We start from the raw sequence: 13,873 nt of genomic DNA on the forward strand, positions 1-13,873 counted from the left end.
GAGCCGTGATTTGCGCCCAAAACGCGCTTCCGGCCGCAGTCGGACAGATCAGCAAGTCATTGCATTTGTTCGACTATTCCGTTGGGGAATGGTGTAACGGTAGCACAACAGACTCTGACTCTGTTTGTCTAGGTTCGAATCCTAGTTCCCCAGCCAATTCCGGGCGTTTTTCTTCTGCAAGCGACCCGCCGCCAGCCTCGAATCCGGCTTTGCCGTGCCGCCGCTCGCGACGGTTTGCCTCATCCGAAAATCGCATGTTGGGGTCGGATCGCCGTAGGCTGCATCGTCCTTGGGATACACAACCCAAGGAGATCCGAAAATGCCCTATGTCGATGGTTTCGTGCTGGCCGTGCCCAAGGACAAGATCGAGGCCTACAAGGCCCTGGCGCAGAAGGCCTGCGCGGTGTGGATGGAGCACGGCGCGCTCGATTACGTCGAGTGCATCGGCGACGACGTGCCCTATGGCGAGCTGACCTCGTTTCCGCGCGCGGTGATCGCGAAGGAGGACGAGGTCGTGGTGTTCGCCTGGATCGTCTACCGCGACCGCGAGACTCGCGATGCCGTCAACAAGAAGGTGATGGCCGACGAACGGTTCAAGGGCGCCGACATGCCCTTCGACGGCAAGCGCATGATCTATGGCGGCTTCACGTCGCTGCTTCAGGCGAGCGACGTCGTCGGCTGAGCGCGCGCTTCGTAGGGTGGATTAGCGTAGCGTAATCCACCGCTTCAGCTCCCGCGAACATAGATATTGGTGGATTACGCCTTCGGCTAATCCACCCTACCGGAACGTCTATCGGGTTGCTTCCTTCGTACCAAACGACGCCAGATAGAACGCCGCCGGCATCGGCGCGTTCGCTGCTTCCCTATGCAGCATCGTGCAAGTCCGTTTCATCTTGCCGGTGTCCGATTGTCATGCCATCCTGAGTTCAGCCAGGCATAATCAAACGGAAGCAGGCGCTTAGCCCACAGCTTCCAAAAAACCTTGGTCGGGGAAACCCTTTGGGAGGTCTGATTTCATGAATTTGAAGCACGTCACCGGGCTGCTTTGCGCGGCCGCGATGTCTTTTGCGCTGGGCTCGGGCGCACACGCGCAGGACAAGGTCGTCAAGATCGGCGTGATCCTGCCGATGTCCGGCGGCACCGCCTCGATCGGCGCGCATGCCAAGGCGGCGCTCGAGGTCGCCACCGACATCATCAACAACGCCCATCCGGAGCTCGGCAATTTCCCGCTGGCGAAGAACGCAGGCCTTGCCGGCCTCGGCGGTGCCAAGGTCGAGGTCATCATCGCCGACAACCAGGGCAACCCCGCAACGGGCCAGAACCAGGCGCTGCGCCTGATCACCGAAGATAAGGTGGCTGCCGTGTTCGGCTCCTATCAATCCGGCGTGACGCTGACCACGAGCGCCATTGCCGAGAAATACGGCGTACCCTTCCTGAATTCCGAGTCGGTCGCCGCCAATCTCACCGAGCGCGGCTTCAAATGGTTCTTCCGGACCACGCCGATCGCCACCGACTTCGCGAAAATCTATGTCGACTTCCTCGCCGACATCAAGGCGCAGGGTGCCAAGACCGACAACGTCGCGCTGGTCCATGACAACACCGAATACGGCACCTCGGTCGCGAACACGATCGCCGGCGCCTTCAAGGACAAGGGCCAGCCGATCGCGCTCGACGTCGCCTATCCCGTCAACGCGACCGATTTGCAGGGGCAGGTGCTCCAGCTCAAGGACAAGAAGCCCGACGTCGTCATCATGATCAGCTACACGTCGGACGCGATCCTGTTCGCCAAGACCATGCAGTCGCTGGACTACAAGCCCGCCGTGCTGCTGGCCGACGACGCCGGCTATTCCGATCCGTCCTTCACCAAGGCGGTCGGCAAGATCTCGCAGGGCGTCTTCAACCGTTCGTCCTGGGTCGTTGGTCCCTCGGGCTCGGCGTCCGCGATCATCGCCGACATGTACAAGAAGAAGAGCGGCGAGGAGATGGACGACACCGTCGCCCGTCAGATGCAGGGTTTCTTCGTGCTGGCCGAGGCGATCGACCGCGCCGGCTCGACCGAGCCTGCCAAGATCCAGGCCGCGCTGAAGGCGACAGACCTGAAACCCGAGCAGCTCATGATCGGCTACAAGGGCGTGAAGTTCGACGACAAGGGCCAGAACGTGCTGGCCTCCGGGGCCATCATCCAGCTTCAGGACGGCGAGAACTACGTCTCGGTGTGGCCGAAGGCCAATGCCGAGAAGGCGCCGCAGCTGCCCTACAAGGGCTGGTGAGATTGCCTGACGGCGGGACCGTGCGTCCCGCCTTTCCCCGAATGATTTGATCAGAGCAACGCAGCTCATGTCCTTTGTCCTCGTGCAGGTGATCGTCGGCGGGCTTCTGCTTGGCGCCGTCTACGCCCTGTTTTCCTCGGGCCTCACGCTGGTGTGGGGCATGATGAACATCGTCAATTTCGCGCATGGCGACTTCGTCATGCTCGGCATGTATGTCGCCTATGTCGTCTACACGCTGATGGGGGGCGGGCCGCTCCTCGGCGCGCCGCTGGCGACGCTGGTGCTCGCGACCGTCGGTGTCGTGGTCTATTTCGCCCTGATCCGCGACATCATGAAGGGGCCGATGCTGGCCCAGATCCTCGGCACGTTCGGGCTGGCGCTGCTGTTGCGCTATTCCGTGTTCTGGTGGTTCGGGGCCAACTTCCTGTCGATGCCGCCGAACATCGTCGGCGGCACCTATGCGTTTGCCGGTTTGCGCATCGAGGCCTCGCGGTTGCTTGCCGGTGTGGTTGCGCTACTGGTGACGTTCGGCCTGCATCTGCTGCTGACGCGCACCTCGCTGGGGTCGAAGATGCTGGCGGTGGCGGAGGATCAGACCGCGGCCCAGCTCATGGGCATCCGGCCCGACACCATGCAGGCGATCGCATGGGGGATCGCCGCCGGTGCCACCGGCCTTGCCGGCGCGCTGATCGCGAACTTCTTCTACATCGTGCCGACCGTGGGTGAGACCCTCGGTATCGTCGCCTTCGTGACGGTGTCGCTCGGCGGCTTCGGCAGCGTGCCGGGCGCGCTGGTCGCAGGCCTTCTGATCGGCGTCATCGAATCTCTCTCCGGCTATCTCATTGGCGCGGTCTACAAGGACATCGTCGTCTACGTGCTGTTCCTGCTCTTCCTCTGGTTCCGGCCGCAGGGCCTGATGGGAAAGATGTGATGCGGCGCTGGATCTGGCTCTCGGTCGTCGCAGCACTTGCGATTGCCTATCCCTTGCTGCTGTCCTCGCCGTTCCAGCAGCGCCTCGGCGCGCTGGTGCTGCTCTATGCGATCGCCGCGTCCGCCTGGAATATCGTCGGCGGTTATGCCGGCCAGGTTTCGGTCGGCCATGTCGTGTTCTTCGGCTGCGGCGCCTATGCCGCGATGGGCTCCTACGCGAAATTCGGCCTATCGCCGCTGTTCGGCATTCCCGGTGGGATCGTGCTCGCGGTGGGCCTTGCCGCCATCATCGGCGTGCCGACGCTGCGTCTGTCCGGACATTATTTCAGCATGGCGACGATCGCGGTGGCCGAGACGGTGCGTCTGATCGTGACCAACACTGAATGGCTTGGCGCGGCCGTCGGTCTCTCCGGTCCGACGGTGCCGCGCAACGTCTTCGACCTCTCGTTCCTGTCGTCGCTGCCGTACTATTATCTCTTCCTGTTCGTGCTGGTGATTACGCTGGTCATCACCTGGTGGATGACCAACAGCCGGATGGGATTTTACCTGCGCGCCATCAAGGACTCCGAACGCGCCGCGCGCTCGCTTGGCGCACCCGCCGCACGCACGAAACTCTACGCCTACATGCTGAGTGCGGCGCTGACCAGTGTCGCCGGTGCGCTCTACGCCATGATGTTCGGCTTCGTCGATCCCGAGTCCGGGCTCGGCATCCTGATCTCGGTGAAAATCCTGATCATGGCGGCGCTGGGCGGGGCAGGGCTGCTGTTCGGTCCCCTGGTGGGTGCCGCGATCCTCGTCCCGCTGGAGGAGATCTCCAACAGCTGGCTCGGCGGCAAGGGCGCAGGCCTCACCTTCGTCCTCTATGGCGCGATCATCGTGCTGATCGCGCGCTTCCAGCCGGGCGGCCTGCTCAGCCTGTTCACGGGGCGACGCAAGGCCAAAACTGACAAGGGAGCCGGCCATGCTCCTTGAGGCGCGCGGGATCACCAAGGCATTCGGCAGCTTCAAGGCGGTCGATGACGCATCCGTCACGCTGGAGCAGGGCGACATTCTCGGCCTGATCGGGCCGAACGGCGCCGGCAAGTCCACCTTCTTCAACTGCCTCACCGGCGATCTCCAGACCACGTCGGGCCGTGTGCTGTTCGAGGGAGCCGACATCACCGACTTCGCGCCGGAGCAACGCGCCGGGCTCGGGCTTGCCCGCACCTTCCAGGTGCCGCAGACGTTCGAGGGCATGACGGTGCTCGAGAACGTCATGATCGGCGCCTTCCTGCGCACCTCGCATCGCAAGGAGGCCGAAGCAAAAGCACGCGCCGTGCTGGAGCGCGTCGGCATGAGCAGGCTTGCGGATGCGCCGGCGCGCTCGCTCGGCACCCCCGGCCGCAAGCGGCTGGAGATCGCCCGCGCGCTTGCGACCGAGCCGAAGGTGCTGCTGCTCGACGAGGCCATGGCCGGCCTCAACGCACATGAGGTCAATCTCGCGATTGACCTCGTCCGCGACATCCACCGTTCCGGCATCACGCTCGTCATCGTCGAGCACATCATGGAAGTGATCATGTCGCTCGCCAGCCGCGTGATGGTGTTTCACCAGGGCAAGGAGATCGCCCGCGGCTCGCCCCGCGCCGTCACCTCCAATCCGGCGGTGATCGAAGCCTATCTCGGCAAGCGCGCGGCGAAGGCGGCAGCCGGCCACACGCCGGTCGAGCTGATGGGCGGGCCCGACCTATGAGCGGGGCGCTGCTGCGGATCGAGCACCTCGAGGTGCGCTACGGCGATCTCATCGGTGTCTCCGACGTGTCGCTGGAGGTGCCCGAGGGCAGCGTCGTCGCGCTGCTCGGCTCCAATGGCGGCGGCAAGACCACGACGCTGAACGCGATCGCCGGCCTCATTCCCGTGCATTCCGGCTCGATCAGTTTTCGCGGCGAGGAGATCGCCGGTCAGAAAGCCTTTTCGATCGTCCGCAAGGGACTGGCGCTGTCACCGGAGGGCTGGCGGCTGTTCGTGCAGCAGAGCGTCGAGAACAACCTCATGCTCGGCGCGACGCCGCTGCACGACAAGTCGCGGCAGGCCACGCTGCTCGAACGCGTCTACGAGATCTTTCCGCGCCTGAAGGAGCGCCGCAACCAGCGCGCCGGCACCATGTCCGGCGGCGAGCGGCAGATGCTCGCGGTCGGCCGTGCCTTGATGAGCGACCCGAAGCTGCTGATGCTCGACGAGCCCTCGCTCGGTCTCGCGCCCGCGGTGGTCGAGTCCATGTACGATACCTTTGGACGTTTGCATCGCGAGGGCCTGACCATCCTTCTCGCCGAACAGTCGATCGAGCTCGCGCTGGAGGTCTCGGATTTCGCGACCGTGCTCCAGGTCGGCAAGAGCGTGCTGTCGGGGACGGCTGCCGCGCTCGCGGAAGACCCGCAGGTGCAGAAGGCTTATCTCGGGGTGGACTGACCGATCTCGGCCTGAAGCAGCAGCAGCAGGCAACCGGCCAGTCGTGTCTCCATCTCCTTCGACGCAAGCGACAGCGGACCGGGATCGTTGAGGATCGCGTTGACCAGCGTGCCCAGAACAACCTGAAAGCCGAAGGCGATGGCGCGGCTCTTGGTGGCCTTGCGGCCCCTGCCCATGGCCGGCAACAGGAGAGGCGTGGCGCGCATCGTGGTTGCCTGCGCGAGGGCCTTGAACGGCGACCATGTGTCCGGGCGCGTGTCGTCATGCTGGAGCGCCGCGCGCAGCACGCCCTCGTGGTTGCGCATCCAGGCGATGATGCCGCTGACGATGATGTGGCAGAGCTTGTCGAGGCCCGCATCGGCTGACGGCCGCCTGATGTCGCCCAGCCGCTGCTCGCCATCGCGTGCGGCCAGCGCCATCAGCGCGTTGAAATAGGCCTCCTTGCTCTCGAAGCGGCTGTAGAAGGCGCCGACGGTGGCGCCGACCCCGGCGCAGAGGGTCTCGATCGAGAGCTCGGCGAGGCTGCGCGTCCGCAGCATGTCGGCGCCGGCGCGCAGCAGCGCAAGCGTGGTCTCGCGGCTGCGCTTCTGGCGCGACGGGGTGACGCCCGGCAGGTCGAAATCGCGAAACCCGGGCTCTGGACTTGGCCGCATCGGTGCTTGCATCCGCCCTAAATCATAATCATAGTTCGGATTATAATTTAAACTCAGGCAGGCCACGGGTCAACCGCAACCGCCGGGGCGACGAACGGGGAGAAACAGAGATGGGCGCAGGCAGCGGCACGCCGTTCCGCGGCACCGTCGGCAAGACGGTTGCGGACTCAAAACCCTGGTGGCCGGAAGCGCCGCGGCCGCCCGAGGGCGCGCCGAACATCCTGGTCGTGCTGTTCGACGACGTCGGCTTCTCCGATTTCGGCTGCTATGGCTCGGCGATCAGGACGCCGACCATCGACAGGCTCGCAGCGGAAGGCCTGCGCTACAGCGGTTTCCACACCACGGCGATGTGTTCGACGACGCGTGCGGCGCTGCTCACCGGGCGCAATCATCATTCCGTCGGCGTCGGGTGCCTTGCCAATTTCGATTCCGGCTATCCCGGTTACCGCGGCAAGATCGCGCGCGAGGCTGGGACGCTCGCCGAGATGCTGCGCGTGCACGGTTATCGCAACTACATGGTCGGGAAATGGCACGTCACGCCGCTGACCGAAAGCGGCGCCACCGGCCCGTTCGACGGCTGGCCGATCGGCCGCGGCTTTGACCGCTTCTATGGCTTCCTCGACGCCGAGACCGATCAATATGCACCGGAACTCGTCTCGGACAACACGCATATTGATCCTCCGGGCACCTATCACGACGGCTATCATCTCACCGAGGATCTGATCGACCAGTCGATCCGCTTCATCGGCGATCACGTCGCCGATCGTCCCGACGTTCCCTGGCTGACCTGGGTCGCGCTCGGCGCCTGTCATGCGCCGCATCAGGCGCCGATGGATATCATCAGGAGCTACGACGCGGAATTCGTGCACGGCTGGGACGTCGAGCGCGAGCGGCGACTGGCGCGGCAGAAGGCGATGGGGCTGGTGCCGCAGGCGACGCGGATGCCGGCGCGCAACGACGGCGTGAAGGCCTGGGAGGATCATTCGGCCGACGAGCGCCGCGTCTTCACGCGCCTGCAGGCGGCTTTTGCCGGCATGCTGGACCATTCCGACCGGCATCTTGCGCGGCTCGTGGCGTTCCTGGAGACCGCCGGCATTCGCGACAACACCGTCATCATCGTGATGTCCGACAACGGCGCGAGCCAGGAGGGCGGACCGCTCGGCTTCGTCAACGCGATGGGACCGTTCAACTTCAAGCCGGAGCCGATCGCCGAGAAGCTCGCACGTATCGACGATATCGGCGGACCCGATACCCACAGCAATTTCCCGCACGGCTGGGCGATGGCGTCGAACACGCCGCTGCGCCGCTACAAGCAGAATACCCATGGCGGCGGCATCCGTGATCCCTTCGTCATCAACTGGCCGAACAGGATTGCAAGCAAAGGCGGATTGCGACACCAGTTCGTTCACGCCAGCGATCTGACGCCGACACTGCTCGACCTGATCGGCATCGAGTCTTCCAAGACGATTGCGGGCTGTCCGCAGATGCCCCTGGAAGGCGAGAGCTTTGCGCGCTCGATCAATGATGCAACCGCGCCGTCAAAAAGCTCGCCACAATATTTCGAGATGTTCGGCCATCGGGGCCTGTGGCAGGCCGGATGGAAGGCCGTTGCCTTCCATCCATCCGGTACGCCGTTCGAGAACGACAAATGGGAGCTGTTCCATCTCGACGAAGACTTTTCCGAGACCAACGACCTCGCGGCCAAGGAGCCGGAACGGCTGGCGCGGATGATCGCGACATGGTGGGAAGAGGCCGAGAAGCACAAGGTGTTGCCGCTCGACGATCGCTTCGGGCCGCGCTTTGCGGAGAATGCCGCGCGCTTCCACGGTGCGCGTCACCATTTCGTCTTCCATGCCGGCATGGGTCACGTGCCGACCGACGTGGCACCTGACGTGCGCAGCCGCAGCTACACGATCGAGGCGCATGTCGAGATCGACCAGCAGGGCGCCGACGGCGTGCTGATCTCGCATGGCGACGCGACGTCGGGCTACAGCCTCTACGTCAGGGACGGCCACCTCGTGCACGACCTCAACATCGGCGGCAGCCACCAGATCGTACGCTCGGATCGCATCGTGCCGTCAGGCGCGCGGCGGCTCGGCGTGCATGTCGAACGTCTCTTGCGCAAGGAGCCGCCGGCCAAGGGCTCGCGCACCGGCGTCACCGCGTACACACTGCTGATCGACGGCGAGCCGGCGGGCGCGCTCCAGACCCAACTCGGCTTCCACACGCTGATTTCGTGGTCAGGCCTCGACATCGGCCGCGACCGCGGCAGCCCCGTATCGCATTACGAGGCGCCGTTCGAATTCGCCGGGCGATTGCTCCGCGTCACCGTCACCATGCACAACGACCAGAAGCTCGACGGCGATGCCGTCGGCAACGCGCAGATGGCGAGGCAGTGAAAGAAACCGGTGTCATGCCCCGCGAAGGCGGGGCATCCAGTACTCCGAGCCAGCGCGGCTAGAGCGGAGACGCTGCGGCGTACTGGATCGCCCGCTTTCGCGGGCGATGACAGCGTGCCTTACTTGATCTTGTCGTAGGCCGCCGCGAAATCGCCCAGCGGCATCGGGATCGCGATCGTCTCCTTCGCCATGTTCTGGAAGGAGACCTTCAACTGCTTGCCGGATCGCAAGGTCGCGAGCAGGTCCGCCGCGATCGGTGTCGAGGCGTAGCAGCCGCGGTTCTCGCAGGTCTGGATCTGGAGATCGACCGTCTTGCCCTCGTCGACCTGAAGCTTGGCGCCGACGGGCAGATTGAGGCCGAGCGGCAATTGCAGCAGCGCCACCGGCGTGCGGGTGTCGGGCGCGATGCGGACGTTGATCAGGACGATGGTCTGGCCGGTCTTGGTCAGCACCGCGTTCTGCTCCATCGCACATTCGAGCGGCGCATCGCGGCTGACGCTGCTGCAGCGCACGACCCAGCCGGCCTGCTGCGCCGGAGTGCCGTCAGCCTGTGGCTGCGTCAGAGCCGGCGCGGGCTGTGCAGCCGGCGGAGCGGCGTTCTTCTTGGCGCTCTGCTGGGCATACGCGGCGCCCGTCGACAGCAGGAGAGCAGCGGCGAGGGCGGCAAGTCTGGATTGCACAAGTCGGGATTGCATGGGCATGGCGAAACCGCGTTGGCGTGAACCGGGGGCCCCCGCTGTAGCGTCGCGGGAGCCGCTGCGCAAGTTTACTCGGCGGCTTGCTTAACGGCGCCGTGCTCGGGCGTCTCGTGGCCTTCGCCGTCATCCGAACGGCCCCAGGTGGAGAACCAGTTGTTGAGCTTGTCGAGATAGAGATAGACGACCGGCGTCGTGAACAGCGTCAGCGCCTGGCTGACGATGAGGCCGCCGACCATGGCGTAGCCGAGCGGCTGGCGGATTTCGGCGCCGGTGCCGTGGCCGAGCATCAGCGGCACGCCGCCGAGCAAGGCCGCCATCGTCGTCATCATGATCGGACGGAAGCGCAGCAGCGCGGCCTGGCGAATCGATTCCTCCGGCGTCTTGTGGTGGTCGCGCTCCGCGGCGATCGCGAAGTCGACCATCATGATGCCGTTCTTCTTCACGATGCCGATCAGAAGAATAATTCCGATCAAAGCAATGAGGCTGAAGTCGAAGCCGGCGGCCATCAGGATCAGGAGTGCGCCGACGCCGGCCGAAGGCAGCGTCGAGAGAATCGTGATCGGGTGGATGTAGCTCTCGTAGAGGATGCCGAGGATCAGATAGACCACGACGAGGGCGGCGAGGATCAGCAGCGGCACGGTGCCGAGCGATTGCTGGAACGCCTGCGCGGTGCCCTGGAAGCTCGAATTCAGCGTCGGCGGCGCGCCCAGATCGGCCATCGCCTTCTGCACGGCCTCGGTGGCCTGGCCGAGCGCGACGCCTTGCGCGAGGTTGAAGCTGATCGTGATCGCCGGGAACTGGCCCTGGTGGCTGATCGAGAGCGGGCGGACCGCATCCGTGCTCCAGGTCGCGAAGGTCGACAGCGGCACCTGGTCGCCGGTCAGCGGCGACTTCACGTAAAGCTTGTTCAGGCTGTCGAGATTGCCCTGCAACTCCGGCAGGATCTCGAGGATCACCTTGTAGGTGTTGAGCTGGGTGAAATACTGCGTGACCTGCCGTTGGCCGAACGCGTCATACAGCGTGTCGTCGATCACCTGCGGCTGGATGCCGTAGCGCGAGGCGGTGTCGCGGTTGATCTTGAGCTGGACCGTGGTGCCCTGCGTCTGCTGGTCGGTCGCGACGTCGCGCAGCTGCGGCAGCGTCTGCATCTTGGCGAGGATCTTCGGCGCCCAGTCGTTGAGCTCGGCGAGATCGGCATCCTGCAAGGTGAACTCGAACTGCGTGCGCGTCGGACGGCCGCCGAGACGGACGTCCTGGGCCGCCTGCATGTAGAGGCGGGCGCCGGACACCTTGTCGAGCTTGGGACGCAGCCGCGCGATGATCTGCTGTGCCGAGGCCTCGCGCTCGTTGCGCGGCTTCAGCGTAATGAACATGTTGCCGTTGTTGCCGGCGCGGCCACTGCCGCCGATGTTCATCGCGATCGTGGCGACGTCGGGATCATCCATCACGATCTTGCCGAGCTCGACCTGGCGCCGCTGCATCTCGGCGAAGGAGATGTCCTGCGAGGCTTCGGAGGTGGCGGTGATCAGGCCGACGTCCTGCTGCGGGAAGAAGCCCTTCGGGATCAGGATGAACAAGTAGATCGACAGGCCAAGCGTGGCGAAGAAGATCGTGAGCGTGGTACGCCGCCAGGCCAGCGCGTGGTCGAGCACATATTCGTAGCCGCGCAGCATGCCGTCGAAAGCGGCCTCGCTCCACTGGTAGAACTTGCCATGGGTGACCTCGCCATGGGCGCGCAGGAAGCGCGAGGCCATCATCGGCGTCAGCGTCAGCGACACGAACATCGAGACGAAGATGGTCATCGCCAGCACGACCGCGAATTCGCGGAACAGGCGCCCGATGATGCCGCCCATCAGCAGCAGCGGGATCAGCACCGCGACCAGCGAGACGCTGATCGACACGATGGTGAAGCCGATTTCCTTGGAGCCCCGGAAGGCCGCCGCCATCGGCGATTCGCCTTCCTCGATATAGCGCGTGATATTCTCGAGCATCACGATGGCGTCGTCGACGACGAAACCGACCGCGATCGTGAGCGCCATCAGCGATAGATTGTCGAGCGAATAGCCGACGATCCACATCAGGGCGCACGCGCCCAGTAGCGCCAGCGGAACCGTGATGGTGGGAATGACGGTCGCCCAGAAGCTGCGCAGGAAGACGAAGATGACCATGACCACGAGCGCGATGGTCAGCAGCAGCGTGAACTGGACGTCCTCGACCGCGGCGCGAATCGTCGTGGTGCGGTCGCTGATGAGCTCGATCTTGATCGCGGGCGGAATCGCCGCCACGAGGCGGGGCAGGGTCGCCTTGATCCGGTCGACCGTCTCGATGACGTTGGCGCCCGGCTGCTTGAAGATCACCAGGAACACGCCGCGCTTGCCGTTGGCCCAGGCGGCCTGCTTGGCGTCTTCGGCGCCGCTGACCGCCTGGCCGATGTCGCGGATTCGCAACGGGCCGCCGTTGCGATAGGCGATGATGACGTCGTTCCAGTCCTTGGACTGGGTCAGCTGGTCGTTGGCGTAGATCGTGTAGGCGCGCTTCGGCCCGTCGATATTGCCCTTGGGGCTGTCGACCGTGGTGATCGCGATCTGGCTGCGCACGTCCTCCATCGACAGGCCCTTGGCGACGAGTTTCGCCGGGTCGATCTGGATGCGGATAGAGGGTTTCTGCTGGCCGCCGATGAAGACCTGCGCGACGCCCGAGAGCTGGCTGATCTGCTGGGCGAGCTGGGCGTCGACCGCGTCGCTGACGCTGGTCAGGGGCAGCGTCTCCGACGTCGCCGACAGCAGCAGGATCGGCGCGTCGGCCGGGTTGACCTTGCGGTAGGTCGGGGGCGAGGGCAGATTCTTCGGCAACTGGCCGCTGGCGGCGTTGATGGCGCCCTGCACGTCGTTGGCGGCGCCGTCGATGCTGCGGTTGAGGTCGAACTGGATGGTGATCGAGGCGGTGCCGAGATAACTCGTCGAGGTCATCTGGGCGATGCCGGGGATCTGGGCGAATTGCCGCTCCAGCGGCTGTGCCACCGACGAGGCCATCGTCTCGGGGCTGCCGCCCGGCAGATTGGCCGTGATCTGGATGGTGGGGAAGTCCACCTGCGGCAGCGGCGCGACCGGCAGCAGGGGATAGGCGACGAGACCGACGAAGAGAATGCCGGCCATCAGCAGCGAGGTGCCGATGGGATAACGGATGAAAGGTGCCGAAATCCCGCCCTCGGTCATTCCCGTCGTACCTTGTTCTGGCTTGGATCCGAGCTCGCCACGGCCGTCGAAACGACGCTTCCGGGCTGAACCTTGAACTGGCCGCCGGTAATCACCTGCTGGCCCGGGCTCAGCCCTTCATCGACGACCGAATGTCCGTCGATGGCGTAGCTGACCTTGATCTTGTGGACCTCGGCCTTGTTGTCCTGATTGACGGTATAGGCGTAGAGGCCGTTGGTGGAATGCTGAACCGCGTCATCGGGAACCACGGTCGCGTCCTTCAGGGTGCGGACCAGAAGCCGCGTCGACACCGACTGGCCCGGCCACAGCGTGTGTTCCTTGTTGTCGAACACCGCCTTCAGCCGAATCGTCCCGCTGGTCGTGTCGACCTGGTTGTTGATGACGGCAAGCTTGCCCTCGGCCAGCGTCTTTTTCCCGTCGGTGGTGAATGCGATCACCTTCAGCGCGCCGGCTTTCTGGCCCTCGCTGATATAGGGGAGCTGGTCCTCCGGGGCGGTGAAGATCACCGAAATCGGCTCGACCTGCGAGATCGTGACGATGCCGGTCTGGGTCGAGGCGTTGACGATGTTGCCCACATCGACCAGGCGGAGGCCGGCAACGCCGGTGATCGGCGCCTTGATCTGGGTGTAGTCGAGCTGGGTCTGGGCGTTGGAGATCGCGGCTTCGTCGGCGGCGATCTGCGCGGTGAGCTGTGCGACGGTGGAGCGCTGGGTGTCCACCCGCTGCGCGGTGGCGAATTCACCGAGCTTCATGGCGCGCTGGAGCTCGAGATTGGCGTTGGCCAGACTGGCCTCGTCCTGCGCCTTCTTGGCCTTGGCCTGGTCGAGCGTGGCCTGATAGGGGCGGGGGTCGATCGAGGCCAGAAGCTCGCCCTCTTTGGCGATCTGGCCTTCGGTGAAGGCGATCTTGTCGATCTGGCCGTCAACCCGGCTCCGAACCTGGACGGTATTGAAGCCCGCAACCGTGCCAAGACCGGTCAGATAGACCGGGAAATCGACCTTCTGCACCGGCGAAACGCTGACCTGAATGGCGGGCGCGCGGGGCGGGCCCTTTTGGGCGGTCTGGGTTTTTCCGGCCTCGGGCGAGCCGAATTTCTGCCAACCATAGTAACCCGCGGTGGCCACGGCCGCGATGATGACAATCCAGAGTATCGGCCGCGATTTTTTCATATCGGCTCGTTGGCTCGTATGCCCAAAGCTACGAATTGCGGGAAATCATAGGGTTCCAGAACGGCTTGTATATTACACGCCAAGTTCCAGTGTA

11 protein-coding genes and 1 tRNA gene are annotated in these 13,873 nt (G+C 64.7%); 8 read left to right on the forward strand and 4 right to left on the reverse strand.

Annotated elements, in window-relative coordinates; genetic code table 11:
- The first annotated feature begins 82 nt into the window (after positions 1 to 82).
- The 7 genes from AB7532_RS14240 (at position 83) to AB7532_RS14270 (ending at position 5,645) form a co-directional block, all read left to right on the forward strand.
- A tRNA-Gln gene (locus AB7532_RS14240) sits at positions 83 to 156 on the forward strand.
- A gap of 163 nt (positions 157 to 319) precedes the next feature.
- Positions 320 to 682, forward strand: a complete 363-nt coding sequence (locus AB7532_RS14245) for a DUF1428 domain-containing protein (protein WP_441235408.1) — start codon at positions 320 to 322, stop codon at positions 680 to 682.
- 334 nt (positions 683 to 1,016) lie between these two features.
- Complete coding sequence (locus AB7532_RS14250) at positions 1,017 to 2,270, forward strand: ABC transporter substrate-binding protein (RefSeq protein WP_441235409.1); 1,254 nt, start codon at positions 1,017 to 1,019, stop codon at positions 2,268 to 2,270.
- Between the two features lie 67 nt (positions 2,271 to 2,337).
- Complete coding sequence (locus tag AB7532_RS14255; protein ID WP_441235410.1) at positions 2,338 to 3,201, forward strand: branched-chain amino acid ABC transporter permease; 864 nt, start codon at positions 2,338 to 2,340, stop codon at positions 3,199 to 3,201.
- Positions 3,201 to 4,172, forward strand: a complete 972-nt coding sequence (locus AB7532_RS14260) for a branched-chain amino acid ABC transporter permease (RefSeq protein WP_441235411.1) — start codon at positions 3,201 to 3,203, stop codon at positions 4,170 to 4,172. The genes AB7532_RS14255 and AB7532_RS14260 overlap by 1 nt, the downstream gene beginning before the upstream one ends.
- On the forward strand, positions 4,162 to 4,929 hold the full coding sequence (locus tag AB7532_RS14265) for an ABC transporter ATP-binding protein (protein WP_441235412.1): 768 nt from the start codon (positions 4,162 to 4,164) through the stop codon (positions 4,927 to 4,929). The genes AB7532_RS14260 and AB7532_RS14265 overlap by 11 nt, the downstream gene beginning before the upstream one ends.
- The gene (locus tag AB7532_RS14270; protein ID WP_441235413.1) at positions 4,926 to 5,645 is read left to right on the forward strand and encodes an ABC transporter ATP-binding protein; all 720 of its coding nucleotides are present in this window, start codon (positions 4,926 to 4,928) and stop codon (positions 5,643 to 5,645) included. Before AB7532_RS14265 ends, AB7532_RS14270 begins: the two co-directional genes overlap by 4 nt.
- On the opposite strand, the gene AB7532_RS14275 is transcribed toward AB7532_RS14270, so the two are convergent.
- A complete protein-coding gene (locus tag AB7532_RS14275; RefSeq protein WP_441235414.1) occupies positions 5,627 to 6,298 on the reverse strand; it encodes a TetR/AcrR family transcriptional regulator in 672 nt (223 codons plus the stop codon). The two genes, AB7532_RS14270 and AB7532_RS14275, sit on opposite strands and share 19 nt — an antisense overlap.
- Positions 6,299 to 6,408: 110 nt before the next feature.
- Here AB7532_RS14275 and AB7532_RS14280 point away from each other — a divergent pair, with 110 nt between their 5' ends.
- On the forward strand, positions 6,409 to 8,697 hold the full coding sequence (locus tag AB7532_RS14280) for an arylsulfatase (RefSeq protein ID WP_441235415.1): 2,289 nt from the start codon (positions 6,409 to 6,411) through the stop codon (positions 8,695 to 8,697).
- Between the two features lie 119 nt (positions 8,698 to 8,816).
- Here AB7532_RS14280 and AB7532_RS14285 read toward each other — a convergent pair whose 3' ends face one another.
- The 3 genes from AB7532_RS14285 to AB7532_RS14295 all read right to left on the reverse strand — a co-directional run bounded on the left by AB7532_RS14285 (position 8,817) and on the right by AB7532_RS14295 (position 13,779).
- Positions 8,817 to 9,398, reverse strand: a complete 582-nt coding sequence (locus AB7532_RS14285) for an invasion associated locus B family protein (RefSeq protein ID WP_441235416.1) — start codon at positions 9,396 to 9,398, stop codon at positions 8,817 to 8,819.
- A gap of 65 nt (positions 9,399 to 9,463) precedes the next feature.
- Positions 9,464 to 12,610, reverse strand: a complete 3,147-nt coding sequence (locus tag AB7532_RS14290; RefSeq protein WP_441235417.1) for a multidrug efflux RND transporter permease subunit — start codon at positions 12,608 to 12,610, stop codon at positions 9,464 to 9,466.
- A complete protein-coding gene (locus AB7532_RS14295) occupies positions 12,607 to 13,779 on the reverse strand; it encodes an efflux RND transporter periplasmic adaptor subunit (protein ID WP_441235418.1) in 1,173 nt (390 codons plus the stop codon). Before AB7532_RS14295 ends, AB7532_RS14290 begins: the two co-directional genes overlap by 4 nt.
- Between the last annotated feature and the right edge of the window lie 94 nt (positions 13,780 to 13,873).

Source organism: Bradyrhizobium sp. 930_D9_N1_4, from assembly GCF_052076015.1.
GTDB lineage: Bacteria > Pseudomonadota > Alphaproteobacteria > Rhizobiales > Xanthobacteraceae > Bradyrhizobium.